At 71.9% G+C, this 21,223-nt stretch carries 15 protein-coding genes and 1 pseudogene; 4 read left to right on the top strand and 12 right to left on the bottom strand.

Going from position 1 to position 21,223, the window contains the following annotated elements; all coding sequences use genetic code 11:
- Window positions 1-16: 16 nt before the first annotated feature.
- Window positions 17-1,477: a carboxylesterase/lipase family protein gene (locus ACH4U8_RS29535; RefSeq protein ID WP_395781314.1), complete on the bottom strand. Its 1,461-nt coding sequence runs from the start codon at window positions 1,475-1,477 to the stop codon at window positions 17-19.
- A gap of 231 nt (window positions 1,478-1,708) precedes the next feature.
- Between ACH4U8_RS29535 and ACH4U8_RS29530 the strand changes: the two genes are divergently transcribed.
- The 3 genes and pseudogenes from ACH4U8_RS29530 to ACH4U8_RS29520 all read left to right on the top strand — a co-directional run bounded on the left by ACH4U8_RS29530 (window position 1,709) and on the right by ACH4U8_RS29520 (window position 7,486).
- Window positions 1,709-3,361, top strand: coding sequence for a CocE/NonD family hydrolase (locus ACH4U8_RS29530; protein WP_395781312.1), 1,653 nt, complete (start codon window positions 1,709-1,711; stop codon window positions 3,359-3,361).
- 312 nt (window positions 3,362-3,673) lie between these two features.
- Window positions 3,674-5,644, top strand: a pseudogene (locus ACH4U8_RS29525) (M4 family metallopeptidase); the annotation flags it as partial.
- Window positions 5,645-6,202: 558 nt separating this feature from the next.
- Complete coding sequence (locus ACH4U8_RS29520) at window positions 6,203-7,486, top strand: DUF3533 domain-containing protein (RefSeq protein WP_395781310.1); 1,284 nt, start codon at window positions 6,203-6,205, stop codon at window positions 7,484-7,486.
- A gap of 15 nt (window positions 7,487-7,501) precedes the next feature.
- Here the strand turns inward: ACH4U8_RS29520 and ACH4U8_RS29515 are convergent, their stop codons facing one another.
- From ACH4U8_RS29515 to ACH4U8_RS29490, 6 genes are all read right to left on the bottom strand, one after another.
- Window positions 7,502-8,347, bottom strand: a complete 846-nt coding sequence (locus ACH4U8_RS29515; RefSeq protein ID WP_395781308.1) for an oxaloacetate decarboxylase — start codon at window positions 8,345-8,347, stop codon at window positions 7,502-7,504.
- 61 nt (window positions 8,348-8,408) lie between these two features.
- Window positions 8,409-8,741 (bottom strand): hypothetical protein, encoded by a 333-nt coding sequence (locus ACH4U8_RS29510; RefSeq protein WP_360321300.1) that lies wholly within the window; start codon window positions 8,739-8,741, stop codon window positions 8,409-8,411.
- A 381-nt stretch (window positions 8,742-9,122) separates the two neighbouring features.
- Window positions 9,123-10,223, bottom strand: a complete 1,101-nt coding sequence (menC, locus tag ACH4U8_RS29505) for an o-succinylbenzoate synthase (RefSeq protein WP_360317180.1) — start codon at window positions 10,221-10,223, stop codon at window positions 9,123-9,125.
- 35 nt (window positions 10,224-10,258) lie between these two features.
- Entirely contained in the window at window positions 10,259-11,044 is a 786-nt protein-coding gene (locus ACH4U8_RS29500) for a GNAT family N-acetyltransferase (RefSeq protein WP_360317178.1), read from the bottom strand.
- Window positions 11,041-12,186: a M20 family metallopeptidase gene (locus ACH4U8_RS29495; protein ID WP_395781306.1), complete on the bottom strand. Its 1,146-nt coding sequence runs from the start codon at window positions 12,184-12,186 to the stop codon at window positions 11,041-11,043. The genes ACH4U8_RS29500 and ACH4U8_RS29495 overlap by 4 nt, the downstream gene beginning before the upstream one ends.
- Window positions 12,183-13,220, bottom strand: a complete 1,038-nt coding sequence (locus ACH4U8_RS29490; protein WP_360317174.1) for a membrane dipeptidase — start codon at window positions 13,218-13,220, stop codon at window positions 12,183-12,185. The genes ACH4U8_RS29495 and ACH4U8_RS29490 overlap by 4 nt, the downstream gene beginning before the upstream one ends.
- Before the next feature lie 395 nt (window positions 13,221-13,615).
- Here ACH4U8_RS29490 and ACH4U8_RS29485 point away from each other — a divergent pair, with 395 nt between their 5' ends.
- Window positions 13,616-14,794, top strand: coding sequence for an acyl-CoA dehydrogenase family protein (locus tag ACH4U8_RS29485; RefSeq protein ID WP_360317172.1), 1,179 nt, complete (start codon window positions 13,616-13,618; stop codon window positions 14,792-14,794).
- Here the strand turns inward: ACH4U8_RS29485 and ACH4U8_RS29480 are convergent.
- The 5 genes from ACH4U8_RS29480 to ACH4U8_RS29460 are packed head-to-tail and all read right to left on the bottom strand — an operon-like array spanning window position 14,791 to window position 21,158.
- On the bottom strand, window positions 14,791-15,711 hold the full coding sequence (locus ACH4U8_RS29480) for an ECF transporter S component (protein ID WP_379991259.1): 921 nt from the start codon (window positions 15,709-15,711) through the stop codon (window positions 14,791-14,793). The genes ACH4U8_RS29485 and ACH4U8_RS29480 overlap by 4 nt on opposite strands.
- Complete coding sequence (locus ACH4U8_RS29475; RefSeq protein WP_395781304.1) at window positions 15,708-17,417, bottom strand: ABC transporter ATP-binding protein; 1,710 nt, start codon at window positions 17,415-17,417, stop codon at window positions 15,708-15,710. Before ACH4U8_RS29475 ends, ACH4U8_RS29480 begins: the two co-directional genes overlap by 4 nt.
- Entirely contained in the window at window positions 17,414-18,631 is a 1,218-nt protein-coding gene (locus tag ACH4U8_RS29470; RefSeq protein WP_395781302.1) for a CbiQ family ECF transporter T component, read from the bottom strand. Before ACH4U8_RS29470 ends, ACH4U8_RS29475 begins: the two co-directional genes overlap by 4 nt.
- A 29-nt stretch (window positions 18,632-18,660) precedes the next feature.
- A complete protein-coding gene (locus ACH4U8_RS29465) occupies window positions 18,661-19,671 on the bottom strand; it encodes a hypothetical protein (protein ID WP_395781300.1) in 1,011 nt (336 codons plus the stop codon).
- On the bottom strand, window positions 19,668-21,158 hold the full coding sequence (locus ACH4U8_RS29460) for a prenyltransferase/squalene oxidase repeat-containing protein (protein WP_395781298.1): 1,491 nt from the start codon (window positions 21,156-21,158) through the stop codon (window positions 19,668-19,670). Before ACH4U8_RS29460 ends, ACH4U8_RS29465 begins: the two co-directional genes overlap by 4 nt.
- Between the last annotated feature and the right edge of the window lie 65 nt (window positions 21,159-21,223).

Genomic DNA, 21,223 nt, shown 5'->3' with positions numbered 1-21,223 from the left:
GGACGTGCCGCACCGCTCAGCGCCAGACCGCCCGCTCGACCTCGCGCGGGGCGAGCACCGTGCTCGATTCGGGCGCGTCGAACACCCGGACCGGGCGCCGGACGTCCCACGGTTCCCAGCCCGGGTCGCCGGTCTTGGCGAACCGCACCCACGCCGCGTGCATCTCGTCGGCCAACCGCTGCGGCGGCGCGTCTCCGGTAAGCGCCCGCCAGTCGGGCAGGTCGAGGCCGTCGAACACGAACGGGAGTTCCATCGCGTGTGCGGCGCCGAGGTCGCGGGCCGGACTGCGCCAGCCGAACTCGTAGACATGGGTGGGTGCCTCGCGCGCCAGCCGGGCATCCGCGAGCCGGTTGATCGGCAGCCGGAGCAGCAGGTCGCCGGCCAGCGTGCCCAGCAGTTCGCCGCGCGAGGCGCCCGGCCGCTCGGCCCGATACACGGCCAGGATCCGGCGCCCGATCCGGAACTTCAGCCGGGCGCCCGCGAACAACAGTGGCCCGACCCGGTGCAACAGGCCCGTGGGCACGAACCACAACCGGTATTCCTCGGCGTTCGAGCCGATCAACAGCCCGATCCCGGAACCGGCGCCGGCCAGTAGCGCGGCGAACGGCTCGACCGGCACCGGGTCCTCGCCGACGGCCAAGGCAAAGCCCGGGCCGCCGGTCATCGGGTTGCCGCCGGCGGTGACCGCCTGCTCGGCGGCGACCAGTTCGGCCGCGGGCACGTCCGCGAACGCCTCCCGGGTGGCCGCCCGGCCCAGCCGCTTGGCCACCAGGCGGGTGATCCGCCCGGCCCGCGCGGGCGGGACGGCGCCGGGCATGCCGCTCTGCAGAATGGCCCGGGTGCACAACGACTCGGCCTCGGGATGCGCGATCAGCGCACCGAGCAGGATCGATCCGGCGGACTCGCCGAACACGGTGACCCGTTCCGGATCCCCGCCGAAGGCCGCGATCTCGGCCCGCACCCAGCGCAGCGCGGCGAGCACGTCGGCCAGTCCGAGATTGCGCGGCGCACCCGCCAGCACCGAGAAACCCTCGGACGCCAGACGGTAGTTCGGCGCCACGAACACCACGCCGTCCCGGGCGAAGGTGCTGCCGTCGTATCCGGGCAGCGCGTTCGCGCCGTGTGCGAGCGAACCGCCGTGCACCCACACCATGACCGGCAGACCGGTCGCGTCGGCGGGCGCCCAGATGTTCAGGTTGAGCACCTCGTCGCCCTCGACCGTCACCGTCGGCAGCAGCGATTCCAGGCCGCCCCGATACGGCGCCTGCGGCGCGGTCGGCCCCATCGAATCGGCGTCCCGCACACCGGACCAACCCGGGTGCGGCACCGGCCGGTCGAACCGTCTCGGCCCCACCGGCGCGGCGGCGTACGGGATGCCGAGGAAGCGGTGGATGCCGTCCGAGGCGGTGCCGCGCACCCGTCCGGCGGAGATCGACACGGTCGGCCGCTTTGTCTCGACTTCCGGGGGAACGCTCATCTTGGCCATCCGATCCGCGGGCCGCCCCGCTCGTCGATTCCGACAGGTCGGCCGAGGGTAGCGAAAGGGGCCGGCGCACCGGAACGGCTGTTTCCCACTTCGGATTTTCCTCCCATACTCCCATCGCGGAGCACCATGAAATGACAGTGTGTCCTGAAGTCGGCACGCACCGCGATCATGGTGCGTCGTCGACGTCGTGCGCTCGATCCGACGAAGTGGGAAAGGACCGACGTGAGTTCTCAGGAACCGCAACCGACCACCCTCTATCCGGAACTGGACGAGGCGGCCTTGGCGCGAATCGCCGAGGCCCTGGAGACCGGGGACACCAGTCATCTCGCGCCCGCGCGGGCGGCCGAGATCGAGCAGCTTCGGTCCCGGGTCGACTTCCGCCGGGTCACCGTTCCCCGTCCGCCGGAGGGCGGGAGCACGAAGGTGTCGCTGGACGGCGCGCTCTGGGCGCACCGCGACGGCGAGGCCCGGCCGGTGGTGGTGATGCCCTCGCCGTGGACGGACGCGGGCTGGCTCGTCTACGTGGCACAGGCGATCCGGTTCGCCCTCAAGGGATACGACGTCCTGGCCTACACCGCCCGCGGCTTCGCCGGATCCGGTGGCCACGTCGAGGTGGCCGGCACCCCGGACATCGAGGACGGCATCGCGGCGCTGGACTTCGCGATCGAGCAGATCGGCACCGAGCCGACCTCGGTCGGCTTCCTCGGCGACTCCTACGGCTCCGGGATCAGCCAGTTGGTCGCCGCCCACGAACCCAGGGTGAAGGCGGTCGCCGCGCTCAGCACGTGGGGCGACCTGGGCAAGGCGTTCTACGAGAACGACACCCGCCATGTCGCCTCGGTCGCCGCGTTGTTGAAGGCCGCGGCCAAGGCCAGGCTCAGCAAGAAGACCCAGCAGGTATTCGCCGACGTGTTGAACAACGAGAACGTGCCGGACACGTTGGCCTGGGCCGTCCCGCGCTCACCGATCACCTACATCGAGCAGATCAACGACAACGACGTGGCGGTGCTGTTCGCGAACGCGTGGCACGAGACGCTGTTCCCGAGCAATCAGATGTTGGAGACGTTCAACCGACTGAGCGGACCCAAACGGCTGTTGATGTCCATCGGCGATCACTCGGGCCCCGAGGCGACGGGCATCGTCGGGTTGCCGAACCGGATCTGGGAGGACGCCCACCGATGGTTCGACCACCACCTCAAGGGGGTCGACAACGGCATCAACACCGAGGGCGAAGTAATCTCCGAGATCATGTGGCACGGCCCCATCGAGGAACGGTCCACCTGGGGCGCGGTCACCGGACGCACCGAACGCCTCTACCTGTCCGCGCCGCAGAACGGCGGCGACGGCACGCTCACCGACAAGCCGAGCGGCGACGGTGACGTCACCTTCCGGGCCGGCACCGACACCCGGGCCACCGTCGCGGACGCGATCATCTTCTCCGGATTCGCCGAACTGGCCGGTCTGCCCAGGGTCTACCGCACCGGCAAGATCGACCGGGCGAACGCGGGCGTGTGGGTCACCGCGCCGCTGCCCGTCGTCACACCGCTGCGCGGCATCCCCCGGCTGCACCTGACCTACACCGTCGACGCGCCGGAATCGACGTTGGTGGCCTACCTGTTCGCGGTCGGTCCGCGCGGCCTGGGCCACATCATCACGCACGCGCCGTTCACCCGGCTCCTCGGTGAGGCCGGCGAATCGGTCACGGTGGACATCGAACTCCAGGCCACCGGTTACAACGTGCCGGCCGGCCACCGGGTGATGTTGGTGGTCGACACCATCGACCCGTTCTACGGTGCCGCCACCGTCGAGGGCAGCACCATCACCATCGCCCGCACCGAATCGGACCCGCATCATCTGGATCTCCCGTTGGGCTGATCCGGGCCGATCGCACCGACCGCCCGATGCCCGACGTGCCTCTCCGAAGGCGCGCCGGGCGCCGGGCGGCCCCGTCGACCGACTCCCGGCCGTCATTCTCCGTCCTGGGCAACTCTGGTGCGGAAGAAGGCATTTGACAGATTTTGCCGACCGCTCGACGGCGCATTGAACGGGGCCGTCCCACCGTGTGAGCGTTTGCCGATCGGGCACGAACCCGGCGGCCATACTCGGCGGCGGTTCGCTCTCCTTGCGGACACGCACGGCGAAGGCCGGATTCGTGGTCGAGGTCTACCTTCCACTCAAGGAGCCTCGATGAATCGAAAAACGGTGACGGCCGGGACTGTTCTGGCCGTACTCGCCGGGCTGACGGTCGCCTCGACCGCTCAGTCGGCCTCCGCCGACCCGCCTCCCCCCGGCTCGCAGTCCCTGGCGGTCTCCGCCGCCGACCGGGCCGCGGCCAGTGGTCTGGACTCTCTCGCCAAGGGTCCCGACGAGCAGTATCAGCGCCAAGCGGTGACCCCCTGGGTCAACGGCCTCTACTCGGTCGCCTACGAGCGCACCTACCGGGGCATCCCGGTGGTCGGCGGCGACGCCGTGGTGCTCGCCGACGGCCAGGGCCGCGTCCGCGCGACCCAATCCGCCACCGGCACCCGGATCGCGGCGAACACCACCGCGCGAATCGACGCGGCGGCGGCGGAAGCCACCTCCAGGACCAGGCTCGCCTCGGTCGACAAGGTCGAGTCGCACCGCCTGGTCGTCCGGGTCAAGGACGGGCAGAGCAACCTGGCCTGGGAAACCGTCCTGGCCGGTCGTACCGCGTCCGCGCCCAGCAGGCTGCACGTCTTCGTCGATGCGAGCACGGGCACGGTGCTCGACACCGTCGACGACGTCAAGGCCGGCAGCGCGAACAGCCAGTGGAACGGGCCCGGTCCGCTGACCATCGACACGACCAACAACAACGGCACGTACTCCCTGCGCGACCCGAACCGTCCCGGCCTGACCTGCGCCGACTACGCCAACGGCACGGTCTTCTCCAAGTCGAGCGACTCGTGGGGCAACGGCCAGGCGTCCAGCAAGGAGACCGGCTGCGCCGACGTCATGTGGGCGGCGCAGAAGGAATGGAACATGCTCCGCGACTGGCTCGGTCGCAACGGGCACAACGGTACCGGCGGAAGCTGGCCGGTCAAGGTCGGCCTGAACGACGTCAACGCCTACTGGGACGGCTCGTCCGTTTCCATCGGGCACAACCAGGCGAACCAGTGGATCGGTTCGATGGACGTCGTGGGCCACGAATTCGGGCACGGCATCGACCAGTTCACCCCCGGCGGCGCGGGCACCGAGCCGGGTCTGGGCGAGTCCACCGGCGACATCATGGGTGCGCTGACCGAGGCGTACACCAACGAGCCCTCGCCGTACGACGTCCCCGACTACACCGTCGGCGAAGCCGTCAACCTGGTCGGCCAGGGCCCGATCCGCTACATGTACAAGCCCTCCACCAACGGCGACCCCGACTGCTACAGCTCCTCCATCCCGAACACGGAGGAGCACGCGGCGGCCGGCCCGCTGAACCACTGGTTCTACCTGCTCGCCGAGGGCACCAACCCCGGCGGCGGCAAGCCCACCAGCCCCACCTGCAACAACACCACCCTCACCGGGGTCGGCATCCAGCAGGCCGGCAAGGTCTTCTACGGCGGCATGCTGCTCAAGACCAGCGGCATGACCTACAAGAAGTACCGCACCGCCACGCTGAACTCGGCCAAGACCCTCGACGCGACCTGCGCGCTGTTCAACAAGACCAAGGCCGCCTGGGACGCGATCAGCGTGCCCGCGCAGCCCAATGACCCGACGTGCACCGGTGGCCCCGGGCAGAACGACTTCTCGATGGCCGTCACCCCGAACTCGGGTTCCGTGCTCGCCGGCAACTCGGTCTCGGCCACGGTCGGTACCACCATCACCTCGGGCGTGGCACAGACCGTCGCGCTGACCGCCACCGGTCAGCCCGCCGACGTCTCGGTGAGCGTGGTCCCGAACTCCGTCCAGTCCGGCGCCTCCGCCACCCTGACCGCGACGGCCGCCGCGAACGCGGCGAACGGTACGTACGTGATCACCGTGACCGGTACCGGTCCCTCCGCCACGCACACCGCGCAGTACACGCTGACCGTCGGCAACGCGCCGCCGGGCAACTCGATCCGCAACGGCGACTTCGAACAGGGCACCGCGAACTGGACGCAAAGCGCCAACGACATCACCAACAGCAACCCGGGCTCCGCGCACGGCGGCTCCTGGTACGCGTGGATGATGGGCTACGGGTCCACCGCGACCGAGACCGTGAGCCAGTCCAACATCACGATCCCGGCCGGTTCGCCGAGCCTGAAGGTGTGGATCAAGACCACCACCAAGGAGACCGGCAGCACGGTCTACGACACTCTGAAGATCAAGATCGGCTCCACCACCCTGGCCACCTATTCCAACGTCGGCGCCACCGGTGCCTACGTGCAACGCACGGTGAACCTGAGCGCCTATGCGGGCCAGACGGTCACCCTCACCTTCGCGGGTGCCGAGGACTCCTCGCTGACCACCACGTTCCTCGTGGACGACGTGAGCATCTCCTGATCACGCGCGACCGATGACGGCCTCGCTTCCGGCGCCCCACGCCGGGAGCGAGGCCTTTTCGCCGTTCCGGCGACGCAGCGCTCCCGGGCCCGATACGGGCGTTCGCCCGTCCCGCGCAGCCGGGGTTTGGTCCGACCCGGACCGGGCGACCATCTCGCCCACGGCGGCCCGCCCGTCGCCGTGCCTGCGCGCGGGCGGCCGGTCCGCCCTCGGCCCGTCTGGAGAGTGATGGCCTCGAACCAGTCCACCCCCTGGGTCGGCGCGTCTCGGGTGCTGCGCAATCCGCGGATCTGGGTGATGCCCTCGGTCATCGTCGGGGTACTGGCCTTCCTGTTGTCCATGCTCTACATGGGCGGCATCCTCAACCCGCGCACGGATCTGCATCGCCTGCCGATCGGCCTGGTCGACGCCGATCAGGGCGCGCCGGCCGGGACGGAGAACCTCGGCGCCCGGATCACCGAGGGCATCGCCGCCGCGCCCGACCCGGACCACGCGGTCTCCTGGCGGATCATGGACGAGGACTCGGCCCGACAACAAATGGGCTCGGGCAAGCTGTACGGCGCGATCGTGGTGCCGGCGGGCTTCACCGCGTCGGTGGCCGCGCTGGGAGCGCCCGCGCCGGCCGCGCCGACCCGCCCCACGGTCACCGTGCTGACCAACCCCGGGGCGGGCAGCCTGGCCTCGTCACTGGCCACCGGCATCGCCCAACAGGCCCTGCACGCGGCCTCGTTGCAGTTGGGTGCGGCGCTCACCGCCGTGCCGCCGAGCGGGCCGGGGCAGGCCACCACCGCGTCCCGACTGCTGCTCGCCGACCCGATCGCGGTCGCCGTCGCGGTGGGTCACCCGATCGGCCCACACAGCGGACTGGGCCTGACCGCCTTCTACTACACGCTGCTCCTGGTGCTGGCCGGCTTCCTGGGCGGCAACGTCATCGGCAACGGGGTCGACGTCGCACTCGGCTACGTGGCGAGCGAGATCGGCCCGCTGCGTACCGAACGGCCGCTCGTGCACATCACCCGCACCCATCAACTCGCGGTCAAGAGCGCGATGTCCGCAGTGTTGTCGATGCTCACCACCACCCTGATCATGATTGCCACGATCGGCATCCTGGACATGGACGCGACCCATCTGCCGCTGCTGTGGGTGTTCTCGGTCTGCGCGACCACCGCGGTCGGGCTGGGCGTGCAGGCGATCAACGCGGCCTTCGGCGGGATCGGCCAGTTGGTCAGCATGTTCGTCTTCATCGTGCTGGCCCTGCCGTCCTCCGGCGCGACCATCCCACTGGAGGCGTTGCCGCACTTCTACCGGGTGTTGGCCGTGTTCGAACCGATGCGCCAACTCAGCGACGGCGTGCGCGCGATCCTGTACTTCGACGCGCGCGCCGACGCCGGTCTGACCCGGGCCTGGCTGGGCATCGCCTTCGGCGCCGCAGCCGGTCTCGCCTTCGGCTTCGCGATGACCACCTACTACGACCGCAGGCAACTGCACCGGATCGCGCCGAAGACCGAATAGTCGTGCGGGCTGCGGTCAGGACGGGTGGTGGCGGCTGATGTTGCGCTCCAGCAGCGCCGTCGCGGTCCGGACGCCGACCGCGTCCGGACCGTCGGCCTCGGGCAATCGGCCGTCGGCACGGATCAGTTCGGTCAGCGCGGTGTCGATGGCGGTGTGCGCGGCGAACAGGCAGGGTGTGCTGTAGATCGCCGCGTCCACGCCCAGTTCGGCCAGTTCGGTCAGGGTCAGGCGCGGCGACTTGCCGCCCGCGATCTGATTGAACAGCAGCGGCTTGTCGCCGACCGCCGCCCGGATCCGGCGGATCCACTCGACGCTGCGCACGCCGTCCACCAGGACCAGGTCGGCGTCCGTCTTGGCGAGTGCCTTCGCCCGGCGCAGGATGTCGTCCGGCTCGGTGGCGTCGGTGCGGGCGACCACGACCAGGTCGCCCCGGCTGTCCAGCACCTGCGCCAGCTTGTCCAGGTATTCGCTCAGCGGAAGCACCAGCTTGCCGTCGGCGTGGCCGCAGCGCCGGGGCCGCATCTGGTCTTCCAGGATCACCCCCGACGCCCCGGCCCGGGCCAGCCGTTGCACCACGTGGCAGGCCACCTCCGGGTCGCCGTAGCCGTCGTCGATGTCGACCAGGAGGTGCTGCCGGGGAAAGGCCGGCCGCAGGCGCTCGACGAACGCCACCATGTCCGGCCAGGCGATGAAACCGATGTCGGGCAGCCCGTAATAGGAGGCGGCGAAGCCGAAACCGGAGACGAAGAAGCCGTCGAAATGTCGCGCCGCGAGGGACGCGGAGTACATGTCGTGGATGCCGACGAGGGGTGTGGTCTTTGCGCGGGCCAGGTCGTCCCGCAAGGCGCTTCCGTAGAGCACGAGTTCTCCATATGTAGTCAATCGACTACAGCCGCAGTATGGAGATCTCGGGTGATTCATGTCAATCTCTGCCAACCGCCCGGGTGACCTCCAGCGTCTCGACCATCCGGCGCAGCCTCGCCTCGACCCGGGCCGCGTCCCGGGCGCTCACGGTGACCTCGACGGTGGCCGCACCGAACTCGGTGGAGACGTAGCTGAGTCGGCGCACGCCGTGGTTGTTCAACGTGGAGGCGACCCGGGCGAGCACGCCGCGGCCGTGTCGCATCCGGGCCACCAGGCGCGCGTGGCCGGCGTCCTCGTCGCCGGGCAGGGCGACGGGGCCGGGGTCGCCCGGCGGTGGGGCGACGTCCGCGGACCGGGTGACTTCGAGGACCTGGGTGCCGTCGTCAACCATGGATCGGGCTCCTGTCGAGGTGGGATCGAGGGGATCGAGTGCTCGTGCGGATCGGAAGGAGGTCCGGAAAACAGAAAGACCCCTCGCGAAGCGCGAGAGGTCTGCGTGCGGACGGTGGGCCGCAGGGAAGTGGTCGTCCTGGTCAGCCCGGTGTCGGCACGCTGCCGGTAATAATCATCCGACGTCGCATGGGGTCGAACCTCGCACACCCGCTCCGCGTCGTCCAACGCGTCTCATGATGCGGATGCCCGCGTCCGCTCCGTGGGCCGACGGTGCCCGGTCGATCGGCTGATCGACCGGGCACCGTCGGGTGCGCGGAGCAGGGTTCGCAGCCGGCTCCCGAGGGAGTTCGGGAGCCGGCTGCGGATCGGGTCGGGCTGCTCAGAGCTTGATCCACTCGCTGGACGTGGTCACCGAGTCCAGGATGTCGACGATCGGGTCGATGCCCAGGCCGGGACCGGTGGGCACGTCGAGATGGCCGTCGGCGAGTTCGAACGGCGTGGTGATGTCGGTCGCGTAGTAGCGGCGCGACGCGGAGGTGTCGCCCGGGAGCACGAAGCCGGGCAGCGCGGCCAGGGCCACGTTGGCGGCCCGCCCCAGGCCGGTCTCCAACATGCCGCCGCACCACACCGGTACGCCGTGCGCCACGCACAGGTCGTGGATCGCCTTGGCCTCCAGGTAGCCGCCGACCCGCCCGGGCTTGATGTTGATGATCGACGCGGAGCCCAGGGTGATCGCCGCCGCGGCGTCCTCGACCGACTCGATCGACTCGTCCAGGCAGATCGGGGTCCGCATCTGCTTGGCCAACTGGGCGTGCTGGACCAGGTCGTCGTCGGCCAGCGGCTGCTCGATCAGCAGCAGGTCGAACGCGTCCAGCTTGGCGAGCTGGCGCGCGTCGGCCAGCGTGTACGCGGCATTCGCGTCCACCTGCAACAGCAGGTCGTCACCGAAGCGCTCGCGCACCGCGCGCACCGGCGCCACGTCCCAGTTCGGCTCGATCTTCAGCTTGATCCGCACATAGCCCTCGTCGACGAACTCTCCGACCAGGTCCAGCAGTTCAGGGATCGAGTCCATGATGCCCACGGACACCCCGCACGGCACCCGGTCCCGGGAGGCGCCCAGGAACGAGCCGAACGACTGCTCGGAGGTGCGCAGTTGCGCGTCCAGGACGCCCGTCTCCAGGGCCGCCTTGGCCATCTTGTGGCCCTTGAACGGCTTCAGTGCGCGCTTGACCGACAGCGCGTCCACCCGTTCGGGCAGCGCCGGGATCAGGAAGCGCTTGAGCACGTCGACCGCGCCGTCCACGTACTCCGAGTTGTACAGCGGGTCGGACATCGCGACGCACTCGCCCCAGCCCTCCGCCTCCGGCGTGACCACGCGCAGCAGCAGGATGTCGCGGGCGGTCTCGACGCCGAAGGAGGTGCGGAACGGCGCGCGCAACGGCATCGCGATCCGGCGCAGTTCGATACCGGTGATCTTCATGGTGGCTGAGCTCCTGTTCGAGGGTCGGGCGGGGATCACGCGGAGTCGGCGCGCGTGAGGATGTAGCGGGACTTGTCCTGGAAGCCGATCACCCGGGCACCGTCGGCGAGCAGTCCGCCGAACACCTCGCGCAGGGCGAGCCGCCACTCCTTGGCGGCCCCGGGGTCGGTGCGGCGCAGTGTCTCGATGTCCGGGGGCACCTCGACGAGCAGGTACTCGGCGTCGGTGCGGCCCAGCAGCGGCCGTTCGTCCCGGATGGCGAGCGCGGTCACCGCGTCCGCCGGCACCGCGACCGGGGTCGGCGTACCGTTCACCGCCGCGATCACCCGGGGAGCGGCCAGGTCCCAGACCACCATGGCGCGGTCGGTGTCGGTGCCGCCGTTGATCGCGTCGTCCACCGAGCCGTAGAAGTTGGGCAGGTAGCCGTCCGGGCGACCGCCCAGCTTGGTCACGTTGAAGTGGGCGTTGCGCCGGATCAGCGGATCGTAGGTCCAGGTGATCCGGGCCACGCCGCGCGCCAGTGCCCAGTTGCGCTGGTGCACCTTGAGCGCGAAGCCGGCCGCGTGACCGGCGCGGGCGCCGGTGATGTGCGAGTGCAACGTGCGGGCGGTGGGCGCGCCGAAGAACCCGACGGTGGCGCCGGTGATGCGCCCGTCCAGGTAGGCCCCGGCGACGTAGTTCCCGGCGTGCGACAGGGCGCGCATCTGTTCGACGGACATCGGTGCGTTGCCCGGTCCGGTTCCCCAGATCTCGCAGAACAGGCGGAACGCTTCCTCGATCTCGTCGAGTTCGTGCAACTCGCGAATGACCACGGCGCTCATCGCACGGCCTCGATCAGGCCGGCGAGCAGCAGCGTGCGCGGTGCCAACTCGGCCACGATCACGTGCTCGTGGTCGGCGTGCGCACCGCCGCCGACCGCGCCGAGCCCGTCCAGGGTCGGGCAGCCGATGCCGGCGGTGAAGTTGCCGTCGGAGGCGCCGCCGACCGCCGCGGCGCGCAGCGGCGGCAGGCCGCTGCCGCTCGCGACCCGATCGGCCAGGTCGAACAGCGCACTGGAGGAACTCTCCTCCAGCGGCGGGCGGTTGGCGCCGCCGAGCACCTCGATCCGGGCGCCGGGCACGGTCGCGGTCAGGCCGCGGATCAACTCGTCCACCCGCTCCTGGGCCTTGATCGTGGGCACCCGTACGTCCACGGTCACCTGGGCCCGATCGGGGACGGTGTTGGTCACCGCGCCGGCCGCGACCACGGTGGGGGTCACGGTGGTCCGCCAACCGTCCGAGCCGCCCTCGTCCACCAGGTCCGGCAGGGCGTCGAGCGCGAGCACCAGGTGGGCGGCCTCGATCGCCGCGTTCACGCCCTTCTCCGGCTCCAGGCCCGCGTGTGCGGCCTTGCCGTGCACGATCAGCTCGTACATCGAGCCGCCCTTGCGCCCGGTCTTGAGCGCCCCGCCGTCGGCGGACGCCTCCAGCACGAAGGTCGCCACACAACCGCGCGCGGAGTCCTCGATCAGGGCGCGCGAGGTGGTCGAGCCGACCTCCTCGTCGCCGGTGATCAGCACCGAGATTCCCTCCAGCGACCGCAACGAGGCGAGCGCGTGGAACATCTGGACCAGGCCGGCCTTCATGTCGAAGACCCCCGGGCCACGAGCGATCCCGTCCAGCACCGACCACGGGTGGGTGGCCAACGAGCCCATCGGCCACACCGTGTCGTGGTGCCCGACCAGCAGGACGCGCGGGGTGCCGAACGTCCACTGGAGGTGGGTCACTCCGTCCAGCACGATCCGGCGCGGTTGCACGCCGAGATGGCGCGCACCCTGGGCCGCGACCACCTCCGCGCTGCGCGCGACCGCGGCCAGATCGGCGGAGAACGACTCGCATTGCACCAGCTCGGCCAGGTCGGCCAGCATCGCGTCGGTGTCGAACGGGATCGCACCCGCGGCCGAACCGACCGTCGTGCCGGTCATCGGGCCAGACCCAACTCGGCGCGGAACAACCTCTGTACATTGCCGCCGAGGATCGCCATGATCTCCTTCTCACCCAGTCCGCGCCGCACCAGTACCTCGGTGAGCGCGGGCAGTTCGGCCGGGCCGTTCAACCCGGGCAGTTCGGCGGCGATGTCCACGCCGGTGTAGTCGGCGCCCTCGCAGCACGGCGGAGTGATGTCCGCGAGCACTTCGCGCAGGAAGTCGGGGCCGATCCCGACGTGTTCGACGCCCACCAGGGAGATGATGTGTTCGATGTGGTCGACGAGCCCGTCGATGGTCTGCTTCGACCGGTCGGCGGACAGGAAGTCGGGCACGAAGTTGACGCACACGACGCCGCCCGTCGCGGCCACGCCCCGGATCTGCTCGTCGGTCAGGTTGCGGTGGTGATCGCACAGCGCCCGCGCGCCGGAGTGGGTGGCGATCAGCGGGCGGGTGGCCTGCTCCAGCACGTGCGCCACACCGACGGCCCCCAGGTGGGAGATGTCGAACACGATGCCGAGTCGTTCCATCTCGCGCAGCGCCTCGACGCCGGCGTGGGTGAGCCGGCTGCCGGTGGCGTCCTCGCCGCTGCCGTCGCCCAGTGCGGACCGACCCCAGTGCGCGATCGAGGCGACCCGTACGCCCAGTCGGTACAGCGTGCGGAACAGCTCCAGGTCGGCGTCCACCCCGGGCGCGCTCTCCAACGCGAGCACCAGCGCGATCAGGCCCTCGGCCAGCGCCGCGTCGATGTCCGCGCCGGTCAGGCACAGCCGGACCGCGTCCGGGTTGCCCTCGGCGATCGCGTGCGCACACTCCACCATGCGCAGCGTGCGGCGCAGCGCGCCCTCCGGGCGGAACTGGTCGTCCACGAATACCGGCAGCACCTGGATGTCCACCCCGCCCTCACGCAACTGGGGCAACCACTGCTCTCGGAAGAAACTCGCCCACCTTCCCGGTGGTCGTTCCACCACTGCCATCAGGAGATCGTTGTGCGTGTCCGCCACGACGGCACGGGTGTGCAGCTCGGCGCTCATATCGCGTCCTTCCGGTTGGTGTGTGAGCGACGCTAGGCCGCGCCACGCACCGGGTTCTTCGTCCGAATGACCAATGCTGTCGACACTTTCCGTCAGCGGGCACCAAAGCCACGACCGGCCCGCGGAACTTCCGGATCGACCGCCCACCACCGGATCCCTTCCCGACCGACATGTGGGTGAGGCCATAGGTGGCCCGCGACGAAGAACGCGGCTCGGCTTTGTCGCGCCGGACGATCCCGGACCCCCGGCCGGGCACCTACCGTGCGCAGGTGTCCTGGTATCCCCCGGCCTCGGTCCGGCGGGTCCGCGCCGCCGATTCGGGAGCCGTCCCCGGCCGCGGCACCAGGTGTCCCGGGCCTCCTTCCCGGCCCGCCCGTCCACCCCAGGGATGCCTCGTGCCCGTCGATCGTCTGCTCCCCACCGACGAAGCCCACGACCTGATCGCCCGGACCCGGGCCTTCGCGGACCGGGAACTCGCGTCCCGGGTCACCGGGTGCGAGGCCGACGCGAGTTATCCCACCGGCCTGTTCGCCGCGCTGGGCCGGGCCGGCCTGTCCGGCCTGCCCTACCCGGTGCCATACGGGGGCGGCGGCCGGCCGTACGAGGTCTACCTCCAGGTGCTGGAGGAACTCGCGGCGTACTGGGTGGCGGTGGCCGGCGCCGTGGACGTGCACACGCTGGCCTGCCTGCCGACCGCCGTGCACGGCACCCACGCGCAGCGCGAACAGTGGCTGCCCGGCATGCTCGACGGCGCGTTGACCGGCGGCGGCAGCCGGTCCGAGCCGCAGGTCGGCGCCGACCCCTCGGCGGTCACCTGCCGAGCCGAGCGCACCCGGGGCGGGCATCTGCTCCAGGGCACCCAGTTCGCCGTCGCGCACGGCGGGCGGGCGCACTTCCACACGGTGTTCGCCCGCACCGGCCCGGCCCGGCCGGACGTGTCCTGCTTCCTGGCTCCGGGCGCCGACGAGTACCTCTACTTCGGTGCGCCCGAGGAGACGACCGCGCTGCGTGCCATCCCGACCACCACCGCGTATTGGGACGGGGTGTACCTGGAGCCGGAGCGGCTGATCGGGGCGCCGGGTCGGGGGCTGCGGATCGCCTTCGACCTGCTGGACGCGGGTCGGTTGGGCGGCGCGGCGTGCGCGACCGGGCTGGCCCAGGCCGCGCTGGACGTCGCGGGCGCGTTCGTGACCCGCGTCGATCGGCATCTGCTGGTCGAGCCGGCGGGGGCGGTGGACTCCGCCCGGGCGATCTACCTGGACGCGGCTCGGCGCCGCGACGCGGGCATCTCGTACACGCGGCAGGCGTCGGTGGCCGAGCCGGCCGCGGTGGAGGCGGCGGTCAAGGCGACCGCGGCGGCGGTGCGGATCCTGGGGGCCGTGGCCGACACGGACGAGTTCCCGGTGCGGCGGTATGCCCGCGAGGCGGCGGCGTTGCGGCTGCGGATCGCGCCGGCGGCGGGCGGGGCGGGGGCGGGTGGCGGCGACGCCGGTGGGGGCGGGCGGGCGGCGGCGGGCGTTGCGCCGGGTGGGCCTTCCTCGACTCTGGCCGCGGTGGGGCCTTCGGTGGGCTAGGACTGCTTCGGCTGTGGCTGCGGCGGGTCGTCGGGGGCTGCGGGCCTCGCGGAATCGGCGGCCGTTGCGGGTTCGAAGGTGATCGGGGCCTCGAAGGCGGCCTTGCGGGCGGCTCGGCGCAGAGCGGCCAGGACTGCCGGGCCCACCAGCACGATCGCGACGCAGTTGGTGATCGCGCGTCCGGTGTCCCAGCCGAAGGTGGAGGTGAGCACGGTGAAGACGAAGAACCGGTGCAGGTTGTCCAGGACGGCGTCACCGGGGACGAACGCCGGACCGACCATGCCCGGCGCGTCGGCCAGGAACGGCCAGAACCACATGTTGAGCAGGAAGCCGAACGCGTAGGCGGAGAAGACGCCGTAGCCGGCCAGCATGACGATCTCGGCACGGCCGCGCACCCGCTGGGGCAACAGGCCCGCGCCCAGTCCCACCCAGGCCGAGGCGAGCATCTGGAACGGCAACCACGGCCCGACCCCGGCGGTCAACAGAGCCGAGGCGAACAGGGACGTACAGCCGAGCACGAAGCCGAAGCCGGGGCCGAACACCCGCCCGGCGAGCACGAGCATGAAGAACACCGTTTCGATCCCGGCCGTTCCGGCGCCCAGCGGACGCAACGCGGCGTTGATCGCGGACAACACGCCGAGCATCGCCAGCGCCTTGGAGTCGAGGCCGCCGCTGGTCAGTTCGGCCAGTACCACCGCGACCACGAACGGCAGGGTGACCGCGAAGATCAGCGGCGCGTCGCCGGAGTGCGCCGCGGATTCCGGCGCCGGTGAGGCGAACAGCGGCCACAGGAACATCGCCAGGCCGGCGATCGAGGCGATGGTGAGCACGAGCGCGGTGCGCGGGGTGATCCGGATCGCGCTGGTGCGCGCGGTGGGGGTCGCGGGCGGGGGCGGGGGCGGCGCCGGGGGGCTCATCGGGTCGGCTCCTGGTCGCGGGCGGGGTTCGAGGCGGGGGTACGGTCCGGGTCCGGTGCCGGGTCGGGGCGCGGGGCCGATTCGGGGCGCAGAGCCGGGTCGGGGCGCAGGGCCGCCGCCACGTCGGTGACGGTCAGCCACGGCAGCGGGGCCAGGATCTTGGCCACCTGCGGTGCGAACGCCGGGGAGGACACCACCACGTCCGGTGTCGGGCCGTCGGCCACGAGGTCGCCGTCGGCCAGCACCACGACCCGATCGGCCACCTGCGCGACGAACTCGACATCGTGCGTGGCCAGGACCACCGTGCCGCCCGCGTCCGCGAGTTCGCGCACCACCCGGACGAACCGTCGCTTGGCGTGGTAATCGAGACCCCGGGTGGGCTCGTCCAGCAGCACCACCCGTGGTGCGGCGACGAGTTGGATCGCCAGCACCAGCGCGAGCCGCTGTCCCTCGGAGACGTCGCGCGGGTGCAGTGCGCCGTCGACGCCGGGCGCGATCCGGTCCAGGAGGGCGCGGCACGAGCCGGGCGCGACCGCGGACTCCCGGTCCGCCTGGGCACATTCCGCGTCGACCGTCTCCAGGTACAGCAGATCGCCGGAGCTTTGTGGAACCAGGCCGACCAGACCTCGGGCACGATGCGGCGCGGCCTTGCCCGGATCCTCGCCGGCCACGTCCACGGTGCCGCCCTGGCGCGGCCCGGAGCCCTGGAGTGCCCACAGCAGCGAGGACTTGCCGGATCCGTTGCGGCCCATCAGCGCGGTGACCCGACCGGGGAACAGGTCGAGATCCAGGCCGCGCACCGCGATCACGTCGCCGTAGCGGACGATGATCCGCCGCGCGCTCAGCAACGGCTCGGCCGACCCGGCGCCGGCCGGTGCCGCGGGCGGCATACGGTCGGCCAGCCGCGCCCGCAGCGGCGGGGCCTGCCGGCGGGCGTCGCGGACCGAGAGCGGCAGCGGCGACCAGCCCGCGAGTCGGCCGAGTTCGACGACCGGCGGGGCGATGTCGCACGTGGCCAGGATCTCGGCGGGTGGGCCGGAGCGGACGGTACGGTCGCCGGGCAGGTGCACCAGGCGGTCGGCGTACTGCACCACCCGCTCCATCCGGTGTTCGGCGACGATCGCGGTGATTCCCAGATCGTGCACGAGCCGGGTGATCGCGGCCAACACGTCCTCGGCGGCGGTCGGATCGAGTGCGGAGGTGGGTTCGTCGAGTACCAGGACGCGGGGGTGCGCGGTCAGCACCGAACCGATCGCGACCCGTTGTTGCTGGCCCCCGGAAAGGGTGCGCAAGGGTCGGTGCCGCAGTTCGGCGATGCCGAGCAGATCGAGCGTCTCCTCCACGCGTTTGCGCATTACCGCCGACGGGATCGCCAACTGCTCCATCCCGTAGGCAAGTTCTTCCTCGACCGTGTCGGTGACGAAGCCCGCGAGCGGGTCCTGGCCGACCACGCCGACCAGGTGCGCGAACTCGCGCGGCGGTTGCGTGCGGGTGTCCACGCCGTCCACGAGCACGCGCCCGCGCAGGGTGCCGCCGGTGAAGTGCGGGACCAGGCCGTTGATCGCGCCGAGCAGGGTCGACTTGCCCGCTCCGGTGCGCCCGACGACCAGACACAACTCGCCCTCGGGGATCGCGAGTTCGACATTGCACAGGGCCGGCGCGGGCGCGTCGGCATAGCTGATGGTGACGTCGTGGAACCGGATCACCGGACGGAGTTCTCCTTGCCGGCGGGGCCGGTTGGGGTCGGGTCGGCCGGCGCGCCGATCCGGGCGGGTGGTCCCGGCACGGGTGCGGGTGCCGGTACGGGTACGTTCGTGCCGAAGCGGGGCGTCTCGCTCGGCGGCGGGGCCAGCCACGCGGGCAACACCGCGACGACCAGCGCGAGCGCCGGGAGCGGGGCCAACTCCGGCCAGGCCAACGGGCTCAGCGACGGGTAGAGGTTGCCGGCGTCGATCCGGCCGGTCAGATGGACCAGCGCGCCGGCGCCGATCCCGCAGCCGGCCACGACGAACTCGGCCGGCCGCCAACGGTCCGGCAGGTAGACGCTGCGGTCGATGCGCCGGCCGGTCAGCACGAAGCCGATGCCCGCGATCACGACGCCGCCGGGCAACATCGTCGCGCCGAGCCGGCGCGGGGCACCGCCGTCGAGCAGCGCGTACACCCCGACACACACGCCGATCAGGCCCACCAGCGTCAGCACGCCGGTGAGCAGCCGGATCGTCCGGGGCAGATGCCGGTTGCGGCCGTAGCCGCGCGAGTCCATCGCGGCGGCCAGCGCGAGCGAACGATCCAGCGCGTCCTGGAGCACCGGGATGGCGATCGAGCGCAACGCCCGCATGCCACGCTGGGCGCCACCGCGCAGCCGGCGGGCCCGACGCACCCGCTGCACGCTCTCCACCAACTGCGGGGCCACCGACAGTGCGACCACCACCGCCGCTCCCACCTCGTACAGCGCCGCCGGCACCGCCTTGAGCATGCGCTTGGGGCTCGCGAGCGCGTTGGCCGCGCCCAGGCAGACGATCATGGTGGCCAGGCGCAGCCCGTCGTAGCACCCGCCGAGCACGTGCTCCAGGACCACCGGGCCGAACAGGTGGATGCCCGCCGCCCAGGCGGGCAGCGGGAGTTCGGGCAGGTCGAGGAGCACGTGGCCGCTCGCCGCACCGACGCCGAACAGGATCCGGAACAACACCCGCATGACGATCACGAACAGGCCCAGGAAGAGGTACATCCGGAACGCGAGGGCCCACGGGGCATCACCGCGCCGGTTGGCGACCACGTATCCGGCGACGGCCAGGATCAGTGCGAGCAGCAGCGGGTTGGTGGTGCGACTGGCCGCCGTGGCCAGGCCGAGCGCCCAGATCCACCACGCGCCGGGATGCACGGTGCGGGGCAGTCGGCCGGCGGCAAGGCGCGCGGCCACGCTCGACCGGGCCGAACCCGCGGCCCCGGTCAACGTGTTCCGCTCGCCGCGCGTCGCCGTCGCACGATGGTGAAGGCGGCACCCGCGCACAGCACGGCGAGCAGGCCGATGCCGACCAGGGTGGTGATCGGGATGCCGTGCTCGTCGGTCCGGGCCGATTCCTCGCCGCCGGTCCAGGTGGCGCCGGCCGGCGTGGTGCCGGAGGGCCGGGCGGCGGTGGGTGCGCCGGACCCGGGTTCGGTGCCGGCCGGCGACGGGTCCAGGACCGGTGGGGCGGCGGGTGGCGGTTCGGTCTCCATCGGGTTGCCCGCGACCCCCGGGCCCGGGGCGAGCGGGTCGACGGATGCGGTGCCGGGGGTGCTGTCGGGGCCGCCGACGGGTGGCGGGTTGCCGGCCGGATCGGGACCGGGTTGTTCCGGCTTGGGCTGTTCGGGCCTGGGCTGTTCGGGCTTGGGCTGTTCGGGCCGGGGGCGCTCCGGCTCGGGCACATTCGGGGTCGGCTCGGGCGTGGGGCGGGCCGGGGCCGGCCGGGGTGGCGGATTCGTGGTCTCGGTCTTGTTCTTGGCGAAGGACCAGCCCTCGAAACTGCCGATCGGGGGCTTGCGGTTCAGCACACCCCATTGGCTGTACGTCCACGAACCGCCGTTGGGGGCATGCCAGTACGACCAGTAGGCGGAGGCGGGCGGGGTGTCGATGCACGGCTCGGAGTCGGCGCCCGGCTTGCCCTCGACCCGGCAGACGAACGCCTCGCCCCAGCGGGCGACCCCGGTGATCCGGATGCCGGCGTTCTTCAACGCGGCCAGCCCGGTGGCCTGTTCCCCCGGTGCGCAGCGCACGATGGTGGTGCCGCCCAGTTCGTGGAAGTCGACGATCACGGTCACGCCGTTGCGGTCGGGGCAGAATCCGGGCGTGCCCCTGCCGGGATCGATCGCGTGTGCGGCCGGTGCGGAGACGGTGAGTTGCGCGGTCGCGGGCAGCGACAGGAGCGTCATTGCCGCGGCCAGGCGGCCGATCCGGGCACGATGTGCGGTGATCCTCACGTGTGCTCCCCGTTCCGGCGGCGGGCGCCCGCGCGTACCGCGATGCCGGCACCGACCAGGCCGACCGCGAGCAGGATCGGACCGCCGATCCGTGCGCCGGTTCGGGCCAACCGGCCGCCGCCGGAGCCGGATCCGGACCCGGTACCGGTGTGCCCGCCGGACACCGAAGCGGGCGGCGTGGCGGTGGTGGTCGCCGAGGCGCTCGCGGTCCGACCGGCCGAGGTGGTGGGGCTCGGCGAGTTCGTCGCCGCCGAACGGGTCGCGGAGGAGGTGGCGGAGGCGCCGGCCGACGCGGTGTGCGTGGTGGTCGCGGAGGTCGTCGCGGTGGCGGTGCTCGACGTGCCGGTCGTACCGGTGGGCCGGGGCGGAGCCTTGCCCAGGTCGCCGAGCGGGACGTCGGCGAGCGCCAGCAGCGCCTGCGGTGTGGCCCGGCGCCACTGGTCGCGCTGGAACTCCGGGATGCCGTCCGCGCGGGCCGAGGCGAGGGATTCCGCGTTGTACGCGATCGAGCCGATTTCCTTGTCGGCGGCGCCCGCGTTGTCCTTGGTGATCTGGTGCCCCAGCACCCACGCGGCGGCCCGGTCCGACTCGACCGCGTAGCCGGCCGCGTGCAGGGCCTGGCCGGCCAGGCCGGTGCTGTTGCTGTTCGAGGCCGCGGTCGGACCCGAACCGCCGAACGAACCATCCTCGCGTTGCCTGGACTTGAGCCAGTCCGCACCCTTGCGGGCCGCGCTCGCGGCGCCGACCGAGTGGCTCTCGGCCGCCGCCGACAACAGCGCTTGGACAGCCATGCCGGTCGAGTCCGGGTCCAGCACGGTGGTCGGAGTGTCCTGGCAGGTCGCGCCGGTGCTACCCAACCGGCCCGGATAGAGCCGGAATCCCCCGCTCGGGCATTGTTGTGCGATCAGGAAGTCCACCGCGCTCTGCGGCACCCCGCCACTGCGGGCCAGACCCAGCACGGCCAGCGACTGGCCGAACGTGTTGCCGGAGTCGGGGCTGCCGGTGAGCTTGTCCCGGATCCGGCCCGCGTCCTCGCCCGCGTCGGCCCCGGCGATCAGGTCGAGCGTCTCGGCACGCATGTCGAGGCCGCCGAACCTGGTCGGATCGCGGTCCGCGACCACCGCGGCGAACAACACCTTCGCGGTCGCGCCGGCGATCCGCGAACCGGGCAGGCCCCACTCCTCGGCGCTGTTGTACCTGCGCACGTTCGCGGCCACCGCGTCGGCCGCGGCGCCGAGCGCGGTCGGTTCCGAACGGGTGGCGGCCAGCGCCATCATCGTGTCGATGGTCAGGCCCCAGTCGGAGCCGGCGAAGCCGGGTATGCCGCCGGCGACCAGTTCCCCGGCCTGCCACTTCGCCGCCGCGGCGGCGGCCTCGGCATGCGGGTTGGCGACGTCGGCCGAGGCCGACAGGACGGGGGCGACGGCAACGAGCACTGCGCCGCAGACCGCGACGGCGCAGGCGGGTGCAACGGTGAACCGGAACATCAGGGATCCTTCCGGGACTTCACGCGTCCCGGCATCCGACCGACATGGGTGCGCCGGCGGTGGAA

The organism is Embleya sp. NPDC020886, from assembly GCF_044333915.1.
GTDB lineage: Bacteria > Actinomycetota > Actinomycetes > Streptomycetales > Streptomycetaceae > Embleya.
This window is presented reverse-complemented; position numbering and strand designations above follow the sequence as displayed.

Coding starts and splice junctions, on each gene's coding strand:
- ACH4U8_RS29535 (WP_395781314.1), bottom strand. CDS start 1,477: ATGAGCGTTCCCCCGGAAGTCGAGACAAAGCGGCCGACCGTGTCGATC.
- ACH4U8_RS29520 (WP_395781310.1), top strand. CDS start 6,203: ATGGCCTCGAACCAGTCCACCCCCTGGGTCGGCGCGTCTCGGGTGCTG.
- ACH4U8_RS29510 (WP_360321300.1), bottom strand. CDS start 8,741: ATGGTTGACGACGGCACCCAGGTCCTCGAAGTCACCCGGTCCGCGGAC.
- menC (WP_360317180.1), bottom strand. CDS start 10,223: ATGAAGATCACCGGTATCGAACTGCGCCGGATCGCGATGCCGTTGCGC.
- ACH4U8_RS29500 (WP_360317178.1), bottom strand. CDS start 11,044: ATGAGCGCCGTGGTCATTCGCGAGTTGCACGAACTCGACGAGATCGAG.
- ACH4U8_RS29495 (WP_395781306.1), bottom strand. CDS start 12,186: ATGACCGGCACGACGGTCGGTTCGGCCGCGGGTGCGATCCCGTTCGAC.
- ACH4U8_RS29490 (WP_360317174.1), bottom strand. CDS start 13,220: ATGAGCGCCGAGCTGCACACCCGTGCCGTCGTGGCGGACACGCACAAC.
- ACH4U8_RS29480 (WP_379991259.1), bottom strand. CDS start 15,711: ATGAGCCCCCCGGCGCCGCCCCCGCCCCCGCCCGCGACCCCCACCGCG.
- ACH4U8_RS29460 (WP_395781298.1), bottom strand. CDS start 21,158: ATGTTCCGGTTCACCGTTGCACCCGCCTGCGCCGTCGCGGTCTGCGGC.